The following is an 18,992-nucleotide window of genomic DNA, read 5'->3' on the forward strand; positions in this document are numbered from 1 at the left end:
CGATGCTTTGATTGAGATGCTGAGACCGGTCAAGCACTAGCCCGTTATGCGCAGCGCCATCATGCCCAATGCTCGACATGTCCGACGGGCTGGTGACCAACTGCGCATAACCGGCAACACCGCATAACAACGCATGTCGGTCACGCCGGCCGCCAGCCAGATACGCGTACCTGCCGGCAGCGCGATCACTTCAGGCATTCCTGCAGGAACGCTTCGGTGCGCTCGGCAGACAGACCGCGAATCTTCACGCGCCGCTTGCCGATCTCCACCTCGATCTCGCACACGGGCGTCGACATCGGTACGCTGCTCGTCGCTCCCGATGCTACCGTCGGCTCCGGCGCTCGCAGCACCAATGCCGTGTCGATCACGTCGACGCTCAGCAGTTCCGTGCTTGGCACGCTCGGCGCAACATCCAGTGCAGGGACGACCAGCTTGCCTTCACGATATTGCTTGCGCCAACCGAATACCACGTTGGCGTTGATGTCGTGTCGACGCGCAACAATCGACACCGACATACCCGGCTCCAACGTCTCCCTGATCACCTGCTGCTTGAATTCTTGCGCGTACGTGCGATGGGGATGGGCACGGTTCCCTGCGTTCGACATGGCTGACTGGCTCCGTCAATCTAAACGCGCCCATCATGCGTTGGAAAAATCAGCATCGGGAGACGGTCCGGCCGAGCCGCTTACATAATATCCATCCATACTGTTGCCGCCAAGATTGATTGAATACTCAACGCCAAAAATCGCGACCACAAAATAAAACTCACTACTCTCCTCTGTTCCGGTCGCGAGGATGTCACACTCGTAAATCATCTGAGCCGATTGTCCGTCTGGAGTCGAGATCGAACTATTCTGTTCATATATGCGACGTTTTCCGTAATCCCATTTCTCCCCAGGCTTTGGGGCGCGTGCATATCGCCTAACTTCATCAAGTCCTGCATGCTCGACTATATAGTCATTCCATCTGTCGATGTTTTGCCATCGATGTGCGAGCATCTCGAGTCCCATCTTCGCTAGCCATCTCGACGTCAGCGTATCATCCGGGGGTGTTCCTGAAACAGGAATCATCATTTTGTCTCCGCCTGCCGCCAGATAGGCCTCTATTTTGGCAAAATCCTCTGAGTCGAAAGAAAAACTAAGTGATCCAAGACGACGCGCATTAACAACTTGATCGCCAAAAATAACTTTTGCCGCAGGCACTTTTCGTCGTTTATTTTTTAACTCTTGATTAAATCTCAGATATAAAAATTCGTTTGATTGCAGTATGGGTTGTTCAATATGTGTCGCGAAATAATTGTTGCATCGGTCGCAGACAGTCCCTTTTGGCAACGTTAGCTTTGTGTTCCCCAACGATTCTGGAATAACGTGCTCAATAGCCACACTCAAAGACGAGTCTTTTTTGCAGAATATGCAACGCATTTTCAGATTTAAAAAATTGGCACAAAGGGAGTATGTGGGCAATTCTAGCAAAGCAGGTCGAGTTCCAGGAACGCTTACTTCTCAAGAATATTTCAATGGCAGCTTCTCGGAATAGCGACCGTCTACTACGGGTCGAGTTATGCCTTTTGCATGAAAGGCCGCGCCCGTGCCGATAGCCACACTCGGACATGGGGCGGCGGTCGGCCATGAGCCGCCGTTCAGGTGCGGCGTCGCTCGGACGTTCAAGCGTCGGCAATACCCCATAAACGGCCATCCAATCGTAGAGGACCTACGCTCGGTCATCGGCCATTGCTGCCGATGGAACCGGGTGACCTCTGCGTCAGCAATGTGGCGGACAGCTGACGATGGCGGCATCGAGCAATTCAACGCCAGCTTCCTGCATCAGCGAACTCACACTCCCGACCCGAAGCTGTCATCCAATTAAACCTTCTCAATCAACGAATTCTCGCTGCCATAGCGGCAGTAATCTAGAAGTTGGTCAGTGTCGCCTGTAGCCGGCAAGTTAGTTGATCGCTACTGAGTAGCGCCGCTGGCGGCTCTGCAATAGGCAGCAAGCCGGCGATTATCTTATCCGTCAGCGACACGATAGAATCTGTCGCTTGCCAACTGCGCGCAGTTACCGTCAGAAGGCTTGCTCTGCTCAATACGTACGGCGTCGGTACGTCCACATGCATCGTTTTCGGGGCGAACGGGCCGGTAGCCTCAGCCAAATTTGCGTTCACTATCGTATTTGGAACCCGCGCAATCCTTTCAATGACTATTGACGACAACACCGTAAAGAAGCCGCGAGATGATTTTTCGGCAACAACTGTCGAACTGATCGCAAAGCGATCGGGTTACATTTGCTCCTATCCGGGATGCGAGCGTATGACGGTCGCGGTGTCGGAAGACCGGAAGTCCGGGCTTACTATGACGGGGGTCGCTGCACATATCACGGCTGCGGCCAGCGGCGGGCCTCGATATGATCCGGAAATGAGCTCAGACGAGCGCGCAAGCGAAAGGAACGGCATGTGGACATGCCAGATTCACGGCAAGCTCATTGATGATAATCCCAGTCGATGCACTGTCGAGGAGTTGCGGCGCTGGAAGTCCCAGCATGAAAGCTGGGTTTTTGGACGGGTGGCCAACGGGAAAGACGCGCTAATCCGAGGCGTTCATCGCGTCACCATGGCCAATGTAGGCCCCTTCAAGGAAGAGTGCTCGCTCGCCCTCGGACGTAACAACATCCTCGTTGGACTGAATGACACGGGCAAGACATCGTTCTGCCAGATACTCGCGGCGTTTTCAGGCGGCGTTCATTGGCACGACTTTGAAAAGAGATTTGCACTGCGAGACAAGGCCGCCGAGCGGGCCTATATTGAGGTGGCCAGTCAGGGCGCCGAACGTGCTACCACTACCGTCAGGCTCAGTCCTCAGATCCTGGCCTCCGGCAAGTACGGCGCGTGCAAAGCGCGACCGAGCATTCACGTGCACGTGAACGGCAACCCGTCGCCTGACTGGCCGCGTTCCGCATTCCGGGTGATGTACTTTGAAGATCAGCTATACGGCGGGCACTATAAAGAGCCCAAGGATACATTCGTCAAAGCCATGAAATATCTCGCCCGTGTGCTTGATACTGACGAAGAGCTCATCTGGGATGCGATGAGGGAGGAACTATTTACAAGCTCTCTTTTTGGCTATCGGATGCGCCGGGTCGGCCGGCGCAAGGCTGAAATATTGGTTCCCGACGGCAGAAACTTCTTTTTGCCTCATGCAGGCCTTAGCTTTACCGAACAGCAGATGGCTTTTCTCGAGATGGCGATACGCTTGGTGTCATGCACTTCCGCAAACGAGAACTGGCTTTATATCTTTGATTCAAGGTTTTTCTCACGTCTGGACGTCGAACGGAAAGCCGAACTCTTTAGAAAGCTCTCCGTTCAAAAGCAGCAGAATGTGCAAACGCTCTTTTGTCTACACTCGAAGGAAGACGCGGAGATTCTTAAAAATGTCCGCTCTGAGCAATGGATTGGCGGGGAACACATCGGCGGACTTACCCTTCACTCGTTCATGTAGAAGCGCTGAAGAAAGAAGACTTGAGCAGATCTACTGTTCGTTCAAGCACGCGGCGAGTGAGGTTCGAGGACGGGAGGTGACGGACCTGGGCTTCAGGTCGCCTGCCGGTGTGGGCGCCGTGAGTTCGTATTCCCTGCAGAGCGACGCAAGCCCGGCGTGCAAGGGTCACTACTTCTACAGCGGTCGTGGGCACTGCACGATCCGACGACCGCTCATGGCCGATTACACCAGTTCGACGAACGCTCCATGAAGCGGATCTGGCAATCCTCAATGGCGGCTCCCAAGTGGATCGCGTAAACGCGTAGGGTCGGCACCGAGAGAAGACGTTCAGGAGGCTCCGGCACCGGTCCGCTCCGTGTCATTGTGCTGCCGATCGCGGGTAGCGCCTCTGCATGCCCATTTTAATTTTTTCTGTGCTGCAAACAGGTAACTGGATTCACCGTTTTTCTGCCGTGATCGGCGCAATTCGTTCTGGCCTCGGCAACGTTTACCGTCTACATTGAACAGACGATTAATCTAGCGGCAAGTATTGCCTCCGTGACGCCGACTGCTGTTGTCGACGTCCTACGGGCTTGCCGAGCAAAAAACGGGGCCATATGGAAAACCTGATATTAGAAGCGATCGCAACCAAACAATTGATTGAGTTTTACTACCACAATCTTCCGCGAATTGCCGAACCCCATGTGTATGGAGTTACAAATGGAGTCAGGCAAGTTCTCGGCTATCAGACCCGGGGGACAAAGTAGCAACGGTGGACTCCCTGACTGGCGACGTTTCGACCTCAACCAGATGTCACGACTTGCAATCCTCGCTCAAACATTTCCCGGACGCCGTCCTATCCCCTCTGGAAAGCATAGCTCTTGGGATTCGCGTATAGCCACCGTTGACTAGATCTCCGTAGGTCACAAGGTAGCGGCGCGCTCGACGATCCACCGATAGACTGCTCTTTTCGAGTACCAAGTCGGTGTCGGCAAATCTGTCTTCGCAGAAAGACACAAGAAGCTCGAACCCACAATGAAGATCCAATCCGTTCGCATAAAAAACTTCCGCACGTTGAAAGACGTGACGATCCCCTTCGATTCCGTTACGACATTCATCGGGCCGAACGGTGCCGGCAAGTCAACTGTGCTTCGTGCGCTCGACTGGTACTTTAACGGCAAACTAGGTTCGCTGACGGAGAAGGACTGCTCCTTCGGGGCGACTGACGAAGACATCGAGGTTCAGGTCACATTCGCTGACCTCACCGACAAGGATCGGAACGAGCTTGGCAAGTACGCTCCGGCAGGGGTCACGACCTTCACCGCGTGGAAGCGCCGCGGCCCAGACGGGGCTGAAAGCTTATCTGCGAACTCGAAGAGCTACCCACCATTCAACGCCATCCGTGGTAAAGGATCCGCTGCCGATAAGAGGACGGCTTACAACGATCTGCGGAACTCTGATTCGTCGCTTGCTCTCCCTGCCTGGAGCAGCGCCGACGCTGCCAACCAAGTTATGACGACTTGGGAGGCTGGCCACACCGACCAACTCACAGAAGCGCCGGAGTCGCTGCAGACCAACTTCTTCGGCTTCAATAGCGGTGGCAAGATGAGTGGGCTTTTTGACTTCGTCCTGGTCACTGCTGACCTTCGCGCGAGCGAGGAGTCGATCGACGGAAAGTCGAGCATCATTGGTCGAATTCTTGAGCGTTCAGTCGATCGCGCTGCGGCTGATGAGGAGATCGCGAAGATCGTCGAGGAGTCACGCGCAAAGCAGCAAAATGTCTACGAGGAGAAATTCAAAGCGCAGCTTGAGGCCATAACGACGCAGCTCAACGAAGTCGTCACATCTTACTCACCCGGTCGGGCTGTCACGGTTTCCCCTGCAGAGGTTGAACTCAAGGCTCCTCGGACCACATTCGAGGTTGCGGTGCGCGATGGCACAACCGAGACTGCGGTTGAGCGACAGGGGCATGGTTTTCAGCGCACGCTTCTGATCTCCGCGCTTCAACTTTTGGCACAGTCAGGTGCGGCGTCGGCAGAGGGTGTCATCTGCCTGGCGATCGAAGAGCCGGAACTCTTTCAGCACCCGATTCAGGCCCAGACGTTCGCGAAGGTGCTCCGGTCGCTCGCGGAGGACGCCGGTAAACGCATCCAGGTGACCTATGCGACTCATAGCCCTTACTTCCTTGAAGCGCGACATTTCGACCAGGTCAGGAGGCTGACGAGATCATCTGACGAGATTCCTGTGGTTACTGTCCACCTCGCGACGGTTGCTGACGTGAAGACCAAACTGAACGGTGTGGTGAGTGCCGATACAGTTGACCGCCAGCTGGACGGCATCGTGGCGAATCAGCTTGCCGTCGCACTCTTTGCGCATCGCGCTTTCCTCGTGGAAGGTACGACAGAGTCGTCAGTGTTCTACGGCATTGGCGATAAAACTTCTCTGGGCTCGCTCGAGGCCGCTGGCATCTCCATTGTCCCCGTAGGAGGCAAGGCATCCATTCCACTCACACACGCGATCTTGACGTCGATCGGTATCCCGGTCTACGCGCTCTTTGATGCGGATGGCGGGTTTGAGGCGCGCGCGAAGGCCAATGGGAAGGCACAAAGCAAGATCGATGAGGAGCGGAAGGGCCATGTAGCGGCGAATCGCGCTGCGCTTAAGTACTTTGGTCGAACTGAGGAGGACTTTCCATCTGTCATAGTTGCTGATCAAGTAGCAATCTTTGAGGATCACCTTGAATCGTTCCTGTCGGCGAACTGGGCCGAATGGATCACAGCCTGCAAAAACGTTGAGGCTGCCGCAGGTATCAGTCTCGCGAAAAATCAACTCGCATATCGGACTGCAACACTTAAGGCCGAAGGCGCTGTGCCAGAAATGCTCATGCGGATCTTGGCCAAGGTGGAGGGTAAGTAGTTGCGCATGAAATCATCTGCCCGCACTGTGCGAAAGCATTTAAGATCGACGAGGCTGTACGTACCGAATCGCATGCGCTTGTTGACGAGACCGATGTGAGTGAAATCGCCTCTGCTATGGGGACCCTATGGAAATCAATTGGAGGAGTTGAAGCTGCAGAAACAGTGACTATCACAGCAAAGAATATTACAAACACCGACTAAATAGCCAAAGGTTGGCAATTGTTTTTCGGGATACATTACGTGAGGTAGCAGAATCTTGACGTTCCTTATCGATCAGGAAGCGCAAACGCGAATCGCAAAGCTCATTGATAGTGCAGTGGAGCGGGTCCTTGGCGAAGTTGCTAGCCATGGAAATGAAGAGGGAATGACAACTGCACTTGGGCATTCGCTAATGAAGCACCAGATCCGAGAATCAGACTTACGGGTTGATTTTAAATATCGGCAACACAACAAATACACGGAGGAGCGTTACTCCGGAGCAGACGGTGGCTTTCTTGTGCGGGTGGTGACCCCAAACGGGACGGTGGAAAAAGCGGCCCTCTTTCAAGCCAAATTGATCGGGGGCCTCGGTGATGTCCGCACACTTACGATGCCGAGGGCCGAGGCGAAGCGGTTGCAGGGTCAATCGAAAGATATGCTTCGCCATACCGACGATGCCGTAGCGATCTTCTACACGCACAAGAATATCTACGTGGTTGATGCGAAGGATTACAGCGGGAACGCAACTTCTAAAGCGCCACTCTCTCAGGAGCATCGCCTAATTACGCTAGGAACGTACTTGGGGAAATGGATGCCTCGGTGTTCAAAGGGAGACACAGATCCCGACTTCGTGACGCGCGCTAGGCACGTGGACGGTTTCAAACACGGACTATCTCTAAATGTCGTATCTCAACGACCGTCAGTGCCTTGGGAACAGGACCGAGCGGAGAAGGCGTGGCGGCACAAAGGATAGAGGCGGCATGTGGGGCTCCTACATGCGGGACAATACTCTAGTCCCTCGCCAGGCGTCGGCGATATATAGCGACTATCGAATATCGGTGCAGGCCTCACAAGACATGGAGAAATTCCGCACCGGTAAGATTTCAAGCATTAGCACCACAGTGATGGCCGGTCAATGACTGCGATTTCGCACCGTCGCACTATACCGAGTTCCCGTTTCACGCAGTCCGGGATCGCGCAGAAACCCGGACACACCTGAATCGTCGGAGCGTTGCACCCCGATACCGAGGAGTCCGAATATACGATCCGCCATCGTCGAGCGCGCAAGCGAGCAAAACCAAGTCGGCGATGGCACAACGCTTTCCGAAGACTTGGAGTAATCACGTTGCACCGGTATTGCAGCAGCAATGAGTGGTCGTTTGATTCGGTTGCAACCATATATTAGAACTACTTATAGATCAACCCGACCTGAGAGAAGAGACTAATTCGGTTAGTTTTCGCGTAACACTGCGATCGAGTGGTCGCTTATCAGCCTCAATCGGAAGCAGCCGGCTCCCTAAGCAAATGACGGCAACGAGTCCGGGAAGCCCCGTTCTTTGACGGTGAAAAGTGCCCTTCGTCGACCCTAGATTGCGAATGGCAGCAAAGCGATTTACAGCCGACGCATCGCCCCCTTTTGCCGAACGTCCGCAATGGCCGAACTCCCGTCTTCCAATGCGACTCTACGAACGTCTGTTGTACCTTGAAAGCCGCCCGATATGTAGCGTCGGGTCGACCCGCCGCAGTGGGTCGGCTACGGCCGGCGGCATCGGACAGCCGTCGGCCAACTCCAGCCCTTTGAGAAGGTTTAGCAAACGTCCGCTCGTGTCGGGACAACAGGCATTCGCTGACTAAGTTCGTGCTCGACCGTAGGCGTCGGCCTTGACGACGGTCGTGGATTGCTGCTAGACGTCGAACAGCAGTTAGCGCATATCCGCAACCGAAAACGGCGAGAGATTAAGGGCCGAATACATTAGCATTAGGTTTCGAAACGTGGTTCGCGTCGGTTTTTTGAACACGAGCGGGCGTCTTCAACACCAACATGATCGAGACTTCCGTCATGACTCATTACGCTTGCGAAAAATGCGACGAACCGCTAAACGTCGCCGGTGACCCAAACGGGGGGCTTCTGGTTTCCCGGTTCCCACAACAGTTATTGAACTGCTACGTTCATCTCGCTTCAGGCCCTTCAGTCATGCCTTGTAGCCGGTGCGGCCACTTGACGGCGTTTGACATACCACAACTGGTGCTCGGACCGGAAGGTGAGGCCGTGCTTTACATCCCCGATGACAGATCGCCGCCCGATCCCATGCGCGACGCTCGGATGATCAAAATCGCATTAAAGCTTCGCGAGAGTTCCGATCTCACTGGACTCACCGTCGCTCGCGATCGCCGAGCTTTCCGTCGCGCTTTTCTTCAGCGCTTTATCACCCCTTTCATGGACCTGGCCAATAGCTTCGCCCAGTTAGCGGGCCCGGTCGGCCCGTGGATCGAAAAGAACGAGGCCAGTCTAGGGGCCCCCTTCTTTGCTGCGCAGTGGCTGGTTGCTAACGGCGCCGTTCAAACGTTTCAAGTGCTAGCTAGCGAGGCGTCGAATTCCAGCTTCGTACCCCACGAGCAGGCACCCGCTGCCGTCAATCACGTTTTGAAGCGCGAGGCTGCACAGAAAGCCACTGCGACCCGCACGGGAGACATACTGGGATGGTTGCTCGCGGTATGGGTCCAGCGCGTTTTCGAGGAGCGCTCTTTCGATCGTTACTGTGCCGTAGCGGCCGACCTGCTAGTCGACATCTCCTTGTCGGACGATGTTCTCATCGCGGCCGGTATGAAAATTAAGGAGTGGGTAGGGCTGTTTAAGTTGGGTGAGCCAGGTACGATCGTAGCTCAATACGTGTACGAAGCCGTGCTTGCCGTCCTCTGTCAGACGCATGGCAAACGCAACCCTCGGACCGCTGAATGGACGAAGGTCTTGTTTCGTTACGAATACTTCAGACGCGTGGACGGTAACGACGAGTCCATGTTGTTGGCACCGGAAATCGTGCGGTCGACCTTGGACGAGCCCATCTTCTGGAGCGCTGTGCGTTCGATTGGGGGGCGATCCTCTGGGATCAACGAAGAGTCGATGTCTCTGCACAGCCACCTCTTAGAGACGGTAGAACGTCTGTTCCCGGAGCAAGTGCAGGTTTTTTCGCGGTGGGTATTCAGGTTCGCAGACAGCAAATTGGACAAGGATGTGCTCAAGGGAATTGGGGAGCTGCTGCAGACTGCGCTTTCAGCATTGCCTCAGACAGCCCCATTGCAGGCGCTGCTTTTCGGGTTTCAGCAATATAGACCACACCTTCTAGAGGCGGTCGTAGATGCCTTGGACGCGTCGCTTGACGCAACCGGTGCCGATGGCAATGATCGACTCATTTGCTTTCGCTACGCGATAGAGGCGTTAAATCATGCACACCGCTACTTGGCCTCGCTAGCCGTTGCGCATAAAGTCGAGCAATTGCTTTCCGCCAACCCTGAGGCGGGTGGGACGATTCGCGCGCATTTGCTTAACGAGGTCGGGAATTGCTTTCGATATGCCGGGAAATTCACTGAGGCTTTGCAGCGCTACGATGCGGCCTTGACGCTTTGGGGGAAGGACGCTAGCGCCCTCAATACTCGTGTCATTCTTCGCAATCGCGCCATTGTCTTGCGAGGACTGCATCGCTACGCCGCTGCGCAGGAAATCTTTGCTGAGCTTAGGCCGCACGCGCACGACGCCGAGCTGGTGGGATTGGTCACTTCGGAGGCGATCTGCCTCGCGGAGATGGGCGAAAGCCGAAAAGCTCTTAACCTGCTCGATGCGCACAAGCCCCTAATTGAGAACGCTTCTACTGCGGACCCCAATGTGCGGCAGGCGATGCTTTTTTACGCACAACTTCTGCTGAGCTACGGTAGGACGTCCGAAGCGCAACCGTTGATCTCCCGGATTTCAGCACTAGGTAACAGATTTCCCAGCGTGCTCGACCAAGCAACCACCGCGACCCTCGCGCCCAATCCGGCGCCCGATGCCGGGTTGCCAGAACGCGAGCGAGTCCTTCAGCGCAGGCAAACGATCGATGCGTTGAAGCAAGGACTCGCGAATGCCCGTACGCTGGCAGGTGTCCCGGAAACCATGATCGCATTTGCGATGGAACTCGGCGATGTTCTTGACTCGGACGGGAGAGCGGACGAATCGGAGCCGATGGTTCGCGAGGTTTGGGACCAGGCTGAATCGCTTGGTGCGACAAAAGCTTGGGTATTGGCGCTACCCGTGTTCCGCTATGCGATGAATCGTGATGACAGACGTCAGGCGGCGAAGGACCTCCTTCGCGGCATGTCGCATTTGAGCGAAACGCTATGGGAAGTTGCTGAGGAAGGAGATCCTATCTCGCTGCTTGCGCCGAACGCCGAAGCGGTTGATTACCTGGCGACCAACATCCTGAAGGGAATATCACCGTCTTCCCCTGCGACTGCTACCGCGCTGCGGGTGGCCGCTGAGCTGCGCGCAGCGCCCTTACTTACTCCGCGACTCCGGCGATTAGCGAGCTTGCCTCCGGCTGTGGCCGACATGACTGGAGAGACGGAACGTCTTGTCGTTCTGCTTGCTGAAACTCCTTGCGTAATTCTGCAGTTCGTCGCGATGACCGACGATATCGGCGTTCTGGTAACGCGCCCGGGCGAAGATGGCGCGCTGAATACTGAACTGCGCGAGCTTGCTGTCGACGCAAAAAAAGCACACCGTATCGGCGGCCGGCTCGCTTATGCGCTTCGTCGCGCCGCGCCGGACGACTCCGATCTCGATCTGAGTCACGTGGTGGGGTGGCTCGATCTCCGTGACCGTCTTCGAAGCCTTGTAGTTGATCTTCCCGAGTCTCTCCCGCTGTGCATAGTGCCCGGTCCGCTCGGATCGACGATGCCCACGCTTGCCTTGGGCGGAATGCGTGCACTGTGCTTCGTCCCAAGCATCGGGGCACTTCTGGCCATGCGCGCGAGGCGACGGACGCTATCGGGCGGCCTCTGCTGGCGTCCACAAAGTATGTTCGCATTCGCTGTCTGGTTCGACCGCGAGCGGGCAACAGAAGCCGCTTCACTTTCAGCTATGACAGACCAAGGGGCAACACTTGCCGCAGAGCGCGGCCTCTCTTATTCCAGCGCCGTAGGGCGCGAAGGTACTGGAGAAAGGCTCCTAACGGGTTTAGCGGAAGCCGAGCTTACGTGCATCGCCTGCCACGGGCGCATCTTGCCGGACGCTGAGGCCATCGACCTTATCGTTGCCGGCGAGGGCCGGTTGCCTCCTGCCGACCTTACGCACATTCTGGCGCATCGCAATGCGCCGCATATACTGGGATGGCAACGTCTCGCAACGCTTCCTTCCGCTTCCACCGTCGTTATGTCTACGGCTTGCAACTCTGGGCTTGCCGTGTTACATGTCGGTGGCGAGCGCCTTGGCCTTGAGAGACCTCTGTTTTCCGCCGGCACATTGGCGTACATCGCGCCGCAGTGGCCGGTGCCGACAGTACCCATACAGGAAGTCGCGACGGCGCTGCTCACACGCTGGCTGTCGTCAGAAACTCTTTCGTTGGTGGACTGCGTGGCTGCGCAGCGTGTTGCCTCGCTTGGCGTCGGCATTCCTTCACTCGCCGCCGAAGCGTTTGCGGTCTTCGGGGACGGCCTTTAATCGAAATGAGAAAATGAACAACGAAGACCTTTTGAAACAACTTGAAAGTCTCGAAACTTCCGGACTTGCAGAGACTGCCGAACGGTTGCTTCCCCCTCTTTTGGAAATTGATGATCCGGAAGAGGCAGCAACCGAAGTCGCTCAACTTGCCGGATTGCCTCCGGAAGCGGTAGCCGAAATCGAGGCGCTCGCACAGGAGACAGGCCGTTCGTCGCTCAGTGAGCTGAAGGGGCTCCTGCGCATGGTTCTGACCGACCTCGCAGACACTCAACCGGATGGAGAGGCATCGGTGTTCAACGCTGCCGCCGCAGCCGGCCGCAAGCTAATTGTGGTGGGCCCGGAACTCTATGGAATCTGCACGCTACTGATAGCAGGGTATATTGTGACCCGCTCCGGCGGAAAGCAATCGATGACTCGTGACATCGAAATAAGCACCGGGCCCGATGGCAGGACCAAAACTAAGATTCGCGAGCAAGTTATATATTTGAACCCTTTCGGGCCGCTCGCCAAGCTTTTGAAGCGCGTTACCGGAGTGGCTGAAAGCAGCGACGACTAGAGTTCTGAAACATCACATCCGCTGGTTGCCAAGCGCGTAGAGATTCGGGTTAGGGATCTTGGAAAAAGGACATCAAAGACACGCTGCTTTATATTGCTCGAGGTAGGTCTACGGGCGAACCGCACGACATTGAATCTGTTATTGCGCGTCCTTGTATTTGCCACCGCATGCTGCGAACATCGGCCCGACGCTCGAGGAACGGGCGGGGTAGGCGTTGCATTTTCGGAGGCTGAAAAACCGCAGTAGTATCGATCGGCCTCTTCCATTGGCCGAAAATCTCAACGTCGGAGATGACCGTCTTATGTTGTCCCACGAGCGGACGATCGTCGGTGCCCAACGAGTGGCGCACATGGGTCGAGAAGCGACTTCCCGTAAATCGAGGGGAAAAAGGCCGGCAGCAACGCCGCCGGCCAAGAAGGGGTAGATCGTGAGGTTGCTGACGCGGGGCTCCGGGGACCGCACGTCAACATAAGATAGGGAAGATAGGTCGCCCTGTGCGAGCTACTTCCATCGTCTACCTGCTGCAAACTCCCTGCGCTGCAGAAATATCTCGGCGAACGATTCGCGTGCTGCGTGGCTATCCGATGCGGCCGCAGCCGACGTCGCTGCGGGCGGTGGCGAGGCTGGCCCTTCGCCATGTAGCGTCGGCTGTTCAGCGGACGACTCGCCAGCAGGCGCACTGTCCCGCCCTGCAACCACGGGCAACGCCTTGCCACAATGCGGGCACGTGGTGACACCGGTTGAAACGCCTTGCGGCTGCACTGCCTCCGGCTGCATTCGGTAGTACGCGCTCTTGAATGCGCTGTACGTCATGGTGAGACCGCCGTCCTCGTGCAGCGCAGTCCACACGCGCCTGAGCGTGAAACCCTTCCCCAGCATGGCGGTGATCTCTTCCCTCACCTCGCGCAACTGCGTCGCAGCGCTACCCGGCGTCTCGCGACGCTCCAGCCCGTGCAGCGCTTCCAGAAGCTTTTCCCTTGACATGATCACGACCGGATGAGCCTGAAGAGACCAATTGTGCGACCGAATGAAACCGTCATGCAACTCCAATGCAACAACCCTACATCGGAGTGCCACTCAGGAAGCGATTAGAGGCCAGCGGGTGGCTTACGCACTTCTCCCCCACCCCAACCCACAGGCATGAGTCAGCAAGACGTTATGGCCCCTTTTAATGCACGACATTGACACCGCCGCGGTGAGGTGCGGCGCAGCCGGCGCCACTGCACGGCGTGCCGCTGCGCCTCATCACCCCGCCGCTACCGTCGCGGCCCCTGCTTCATGGTCAGCGTGTTGGCACCGGGTGTCGGCTTGATGCGTATGGCCTGCGCATCTTCCTTCCCGAAATCCGTCTTGGCGAAGTAGTTGACGTACGTATCGAGCCTTTGCCGATGCTCCGGATTCTTGCAGTCAAGCTCGCCCAGCACCCATGTGCCCTTGCCGATCATCTGCTGCCGGCCGGGACTGTCGTGGCAGCTGTACGACTGGCCAAGGCCCCCCGTCACCGCGGACCAGCGGTGAATCAGCCCGTTGATCAGGCGAGGAAGGTCGGAGAGGTTCCAATGCGAGCCATCGAACAGGTAGAGCCCGTGGAAGTGGTTTGCACTGCTCTGGCCGCCGGCCTCCATCTTCCAGATGCTGCCGGCCATGTGATCGAACAGCCACCCGTCGGCGCCATGCTGGTTCCTGAAGAAACGGTTGCGGTGCTCCATCGCGAGGCCCGTGTCGATACGCGCCCGCGTCTCGCCCACCGGCTCAGAGGAGGAAGGCGCGTCAGAGGGCACCTGCGACCAGCGTCCCGTGTAGTACGGACGCCAGCTCATGCGCGGTAGCAGATCGCGCTCGTCAACAGCATCTTCGCTGTAGAAGTGGTCGATGCGCACGATCAGCAACCAAGGGTACAAGCTGTACAGCTCGGCGAGGTATTCGTGAATCGTCTGTCTCTGGAGCAGGATACCGGCCTTCCAGTCGGCCAGCTGCTTCCTGACCCGACGCTTCACGGCCTGCTGGCGCAGGAAGGCAATGAAGTCGTTATAGGCCTCACCGACAAGCGCCCGTTCAGTGAAAGGCGCATGAGCCGCCATACCCGGCTCAACGAGACCGAATGGATGCTCGCGGTAGCCGTCAAAGAAGAGCTTCAGGTCAGCGGTATACCACCAGCCCGGATCGTACAGGTCCATGAACGACCGGCATTGCCCCATCGCCGATGCAAGCACTCCGTTGTTCCTGCGAAGCTGTGCAGGCTCTGCCAGACAATCGAACGGCATTTCCTCGGTATCAAGCACCTCGGCCATAAAGCGAACCATCGAGCGGTATAGCGCGGAATACTCCCCGACTTCCCAGAAGCGTGTATCGATATTGCGTCCATCAGGAAGACTGGTATTTGCCGGTGAGAAACCCGGCGTTATGCATGCGTTCATCACTACCCCTTTGCATCGGTTTATTTGGGTTGAAAGACGTCATATCCGTGCTGCGCAATACGCTGCGCTCATGCGACTGCACCGGAGGCAATACGGATCAGCCGCTACGTACCGGAGCACGTAGCTGACATGTCGTTTGCTGTCAGAAATGGCAGAACGGTACTGGCTGCTGGATATAACGTACCGTGGTCGGGAGATAGGAGTTAAGCGAGAGAGACTGAGGAAGAGGAGAAGGCGTAACCGGTCAACAGGAGGTACGGTTACTCGATCCCTGAGTATCGCGTCACTCAGGACCGGTTTCAGACTGAGGCATTAGCTGATGTCAATGGCAGCATCGGCTGATACCGGTGCTATCAGCAGCAATCAGCGCTAGAAATACTCGATGACAAGCTGACAACACTCGAAATCAATCTGACAATACTCAATGCCAATCTTAATATAGGAGCCTAACAGACTCCCACCATTAATCCTCGCAAATCACCCTGTCGCACACGCGGATGAGGCGATTATTCTCACGATAAATCGCCTGATACCGGCAATTTCACCACTCTCTCGAAAATTAACACTTATCCCGACACATAGGATAGGACGCAAGAGACAAATACCAACGAACTGAGCGTGAAATGCCTAACGCAAGGCTGTGAGCAAGGCAAGCCAACGGAACACCGCGGGATCGCAGGCAGTTATTTTGTCGCGCGCTATGCGGGAACAGATGTTCTCCGCGTGTGGGGCCGACCACCAAAGGGTGCCTTCCGACCAGGTCATTCCGGGGACAGCACCACCGACCCGCCGCTCTGACCTACCCCAACGCCTCCAGCCATGCCGCACCGCAACATCCCTCTGGAGGTTCGCCGTCAGGGCGCCACGCCATCCCAGCGTGAACGGCTAGCGGCAGCGGGAAGCCATGGCACTTGCGAGCAACAATCGTGCCGGATAAATCTCAAAATCTAGTCGCCCACGAATCCTTCGTCTATAGCGTGAATAACGTTAACTATTTTTAAAAAGAACGCTAACTTGACAGGCTCATGTTAAGCTCCATGCAGTCCATTCCCGCCACTCGCCGCACTCATCGCCATGACTTCGAAGAGCAAGGAGCTTCTCCCGCATGCGCAGCAACTACATAGAGGGACAGCTCACAAAGATGTGAGCCTGCGTGCGTGGTTTGCCATGGGGAGGGTCGTGGCCGAGCAACGGTACGCGCCGCATCACATCGCAGACCTCCGCACAGTGCGCGACGTCGTCACGCGGATGAGGGAGATGGCGCGAGCGAGCCGTTACCGCCACCCACCCTTCACGGCCGTACCGCGGCCTGGGCCCTATGTTCAGCAAGGGTTTTACGCGAGTCCTGTCCTTGAACTGCTGAGGCAACTGCGTGAACCCGCCCGCCAGATCAAGGCCCGCACCGGTGAGGTGCATGAATTTCACCCGTATTTCGAAGCGTTCGTGGAAGAGGTCGACATAGGGCTGCGCTATGAAGACGCGGCCGGAGAAATGCGCACGCTCGAATACGATGAATTCGACGGGGCAAGTTTCAGCAATCAGCCCAAGGCGGCACTGTACTGTGCTGCCTTGAACGATTTTTTTGTCCGGCTTGGAAAACGACTAGACAAGAAATGCCGGGACGCCGCCAAGGCATTTGAGCGCACGCCTTCGGACAACCGCCAGCACGCAATGCGGTACGCGGCCCAGCTAATTGATCGCGCACCTAGAACGCGCATCGTTCACGTAACAATCCGTCGGCATCTCGATCTCTACGGCAACCCAGTGTCGCAGGATGAAATACGCGCGTGCCGGCAAATGCTGAACGATTATCTGCACGAGCCAAGCCCCAAACGCTCTCATCTCGGTCACTGCTCTTTTCTCAGAAGGTTTTCAGACCTCGGCTATTGCCTCGATGCGTTTGTTTTCCTGAGTGATTCATATCTCAAGCCCGCCGCAGATATTGCACAAGAGCTGACGGAATGGTGGGAAGCGTTCGCTCCGAAATCCACAGGTTGCGTGGCCCGCGTATTGCCCCACGCCGAACTTGCAAAGGAGACTCTGGAGCGGATGACGCTTGTGACAGAACCGGATTTCTACGTCCACGCCGCCCGTCCCAGCGGGGCATCGAAAAAGCTTCGCCACTTCTGGTGCACCCGGTTCCCAGTGAAGCTACGCGCGGCGCACCGCAAAGGCAAAGCCGGTTCGTCCGGGGCGACTGCAAAACAACCCGGCAGCGCAGATCCGCTGCTGGAAGCCCTGCGGGAGGAAGAAGCGGAAAACAACGGCATCCAGAAGGAGCTGCGCTGGCGCCAGGAACGGGAGAAAGAGCAGGCACGACGTTCCGCGAGCCACAAGAAGGGAGCTCGCACGCGCGCGACGAACCGGAAGACAGCGGAGCAGCAGCGCGCCTGGCAAAGCGCACGCTTTGAGGCGTGCAAGAGCCGCGTCACGTACGACGGTGAAATAATCGATGTTGAGGCTGTCGAGGTAACTGATGTGGCTCAGGCCTTGCGCCGACATTCACGCCGACGCAGGCGTCTCCCGTCGGCTGACACAACGCCGCGCGACACCGACAGCCTGGCGCCCGGCTCGTCGGAGACAGACATCACGCCGAACCCACCAGAAATGGGCGCGGTGAGCGCGGATCAAGGAGCTTTAGGAGGGTCGCATGCTCACCCGCCCATTTTCGATGAACACTCCGATGTAATCATCCCTGCACCCCGTCCGGGCGACACTCAGCGGGACACTGCCGCGACATCCGGGGCGGCGACCAATGACGGCCCAAAGACTCGCCGCTGGACTTCGAAAATACAGCAGCCTGACGCGTCTGGCCGACTCCGTACCATAGAGGTTGAGACTCGGAGGCCATCGCCCCGTACCCGAGCAGAACGGAAATGAAACCGGCGCAAGACAATACCCGAGCCAGCGCAGTCAGCGGTTCCGGCTCATCCGGTCCCGACGAGACTTCAGGCCTGACCGAGTAGCTCCCTGATGGCCTCTACTGGCCACAGCAGCCGGCGGCTCGGCAGCTTCGTTGGCTTGATGCCGTGGTACGTGCCCGTCTCGGAGTAGCGCTTGCGAATGGTCTGCGGCTCGACGGCCAGAATGGCCGCCAGTTCTTCCGTCGACACGTGCTCGCGGTTCTCCGGAATCGGAATGGGACCACGGCGCGATACCGGCTCAGCCTTGGCCAGCGCGGGTGCTGTAGCAGGCGGGCCACCAGACGCGCCGCCGATGAGAGCAGCCTGAATGGCGCCGATGGTCTCGGCGGACCTCGCCGCGTACTCGGCTACCGCAGGCGGAATCAGGTCGGGACGATCGGATCGCGACGAGCCGTCCGCGACCTCGAAGAAGAACCGCATCCAGTCGGTCTCGATGCTCATGTCCTGGCACCAGGCAATGAACGCATACGGCGAAAGCTCCGTTGGAGTCGCATCGCCGTTTTCCGTATCGTCCTCGCAGCGTAGCTGCCACTGGTCCATGATCCGGAACGCTGAATGGAAGCGGTCATTCGCAGCGCTCGCGAACTGCCTGCCATCAAGGCCGGTTCCCTCAGCTGGAATTCCGTTCTCGCCTTTCGGTGGATGGATGCCGGACAGAATCAGGGCACCTTCGACAGGCGTCCAGATCGGTCTGTCGAGGTATTCCTTCAATACGGCATAAAGCTGCCTTGCGGCAGCGATTCGTTCTTGTGGTGATGGATCGCTGGTCATGGCCCCGTTCCCGCATGTAGCTCGTGAGGCAACGCAGAAAGGTCGCCGTGATGGGGCAATTCTATCGCGCCGCAGCTGGCGTCAGATAGCGCGTGATCCCACAGGACCTCACCGGGGAATGTGTGTACTGCGGCGTTGGGCTAGGCAGCAATTATCTCGCTGCGACGGCCGGGGCCTCAACGGAGCCAACAAAGGCATACGCGTTGGCTCGGCTGTCGTGGAGCGCGATGCCCGCCACCATAGTTTGCCCCCCCGGTGCGCG

The 18,992-nt window shown here is 57.1% G+C and carries 11 protein-coding genes; 6 read left to right on the forward strand and 5 right to left on the reverse strand.

The window, feature by feature from the left end; genetic code table 11:
• Positions 1–185: 185 nt before the first annotated feature.
• Positions 186–605 (reverse strand): transposase, encoded by a 420-nt coding sequence (locus tag PKKP23_RS34815; protein WP_045579726.1) that lies wholly within the window; start codon positions 603–605, stop codon positions 186–188.
• Positions 606–638: 33 nt separating this feature from the next.
• Entirely contained in the window at positions 639–1,421 is a 783-nt protein-coding gene (locus PKKP23_RS08460) for an HNH endonuclease (protein WP_275094565.1), read from the reverse strand.
• 774 nt (positions 1,422–2,195) lie between these two features.
• Between PKKP23_RS08460 and PKKP23_RS08465 the strand changes: the two genes are divergently transcribed.
• The 5 genes from PKKP23_RS08465 to PKKP23_RS08490 all read left to right on the forward strand — a co-directional run bounded on the left by PKKP23_RS08465 (position 2,196) and on the right by PKKP23_RS08490 (position 12,618).
• On the forward strand, positions 2,196–3,494 hold the full coding sequence (locus tag PKKP23_RS08465) for a hypothetical protein (RefSeq protein ID WP_126876579.1): 1,299 nt from the start codon (positions 2,196–2,198) through the stop codon (positions 3,492–3,494).
• Between the two features lie 1,014 nt (positions 3,495–4,508).
• On the forward strand, positions 4,509–6,389 hold the full coding sequence (locus tag PKKP23_RS08475) for an ATP-dependent nuclease (protein WP_126876580.1): 1,881 nt from the start codon (positions 4,509–4,511) through the stop codon (positions 6,387–6,389).
• 258 nt (positions 6,390–6,647) lie between these two features.
• A complete protein-coding gene (locus PKKP23_RS08480) occupies positions 6,648–7,343 on the forward strand; it encodes a hypothetical protein (protein WP_126876581.1) in 696 nt (231 codons plus the stop codon).
• Positions 7,344–8,588: 1,245 nt separating this feature from the next.
• Positions 8,589–12,062: a tetratricopeptide repeat protein gene (locus PKKP23_RS08485; protein ID WP_161978088.1), complete on the forward strand. Its 3,474-nt coding sequence runs from the start codon at positions 8,589–8,591 to the stop codon at positions 12,060–12,062.
• A 13-nt stretch (positions 12,063–12,075) separates the two neighbouring features.
• On the forward strand, positions 12,076–12,618 hold the full coding sequence (locus PKKP23_RS08490) for a hypothetical protein (RefSeq protein WP_126876583.1): 543 nt from the start codon (positions 12,076–12,078) through the stop codon (positions 12,616–12,618).
• Between the two features lie 501 nt (positions 12,619–13,119).
• Here PKKP23_RS08490 and PKKP23_RS08495 read toward each other — a convergent pair.
• On the reverse strand, positions 13,120–13,602 hold the full coding sequence (locus PKKP23_RS08495; RefSeq protein ID WP_126876584.1) for a TraK family protein: 483 nt from the start codon (positions 13,600–13,602) through the stop codon (positions 13,120–13,122).
• 272 nt (positions 13,603–13,874) lie between these two features.
• Positions 13,875–15,035, reverse strand: coding sequence for a YagK/YfjJ domain-containing protein (locus PKKP23_RS08500; RefSeq protein ID WP_240658837.1), 1,161 nt, complete (start codon positions 15,033–15,035; stop codon positions 13,875–13,877).
• A gap of 1,074 nt (positions 15,036–16,109) precedes the next feature.
• Between PKKP23_RS08500 and PKKP23_RS08505 the strand changes: the two genes are divergently transcribed.
• Positions 16,110–17,915, forward strand: coding sequence for a hypothetical protein (locus PKKP23_RS08505; protein WP_126876585.1), 1,806 nt, complete (start codon positions 16,110–16,112; stop codon positions 17,913–17,915).
• A 68-nt stretch (positions 17,916–17,983) separates the two neighbouring features.
• On the opposite strand, the gene PKKP23_RS08510 is transcribed toward PKKP23_RS08505, so the two are convergent.
• The gene (locus PKKP23_RS08510; protein WP_240658839.1) at positions 17,984–18,730 is read right to left on the reverse strand and encodes a hypothetical protein; all 747 of its coding nucleotides are present in this window, start codon (positions 18,728–18,730) and stop codon (positions 17,984–17,986) included.
• Between the last annotated feature and the right edge of the window lie 262 nt (positions 18,731–18,992).

It is taken from the genome of Paraburkholderia kururiensis JCM 10599 = LMG 19447, from assembly GCF_003986935.1.
Classification (GTDB): domain Bacteria; phylum Pseudomonadota; class Gammaproteobacteria; order Burkholderiales; family Burkholderiaceae; genus Paraburkholderia; species Paraburkholderia kururiensis.

Excerpts from the sequence above, each read along its gene's own strand:
- PKKP23_RS34815 (WP_045579726.1), bottom strand. The coding sequence starts at position 605 with ATGTCGAACGCAGGGAACCGTGCCCATCCCCATCGCACGTACGCGCAA.
- PKKP23_RS08460 (WP_275094565.1), bottom strand. The coding sequence starts at position 1,421 with ATGCGTTGCATATTCTGCAAAAAAGACTCGTCTTTGAGTGTGGCTATT.
- PKKP23_RS08465 (WP_126876579.1), top strand. The coding sequence starts at position 2,196 with ATGACTATTGACGACAACACCGTAAAGAAGCCGCGAGATGATTTTTCG.
- PKKP23_RS08475 (WP_126876580.1), top strand. The coding sequence starts at position 4,509 with ATGAAGATCCAATCCGTTCGCATAAAAAACTTCCGCACGTTGAAAGAC.
- PKKP23_RS08490 (WP_126876583.1), top strand. The coding sequence starts at position 12,076 with ATGAACAACGAAGACCTTTTGAAACAACTTGAAAGTCTCGAAACTTCC.
- PKKP23_RS08495 (WP_126876584.1), bottom strand. The coding sequence starts at position 13,602 with ATGTCAAGGGAAAAGCTTCTGGAAGCGCTGCACGGGCTGGAGCGTCGC.
- PKKP23_RS08500 (WP_240658837.1), bottom strand. The coding sequence starts at position 15,035 with ATGAACGCATGCATAACGCCGGGTTTCTCACCGGCAAATACCAGTCTT.
- PKKP23_RS08505 (WP_126876585.1), top strand. The coding sequence starts at position 16,110 with ATGACTTCGAAGAGCAAGGAGCTTCTCCCGCATGCGCAGCAACTACAT.
- PKKP23_RS08510 (WP_240658839.1), bottom strand. The coding sequence starts at position 18,730 with ATGACCAGCGATCCATCACCACAAGAACGAATCGCTGCCGCAAGGCAG.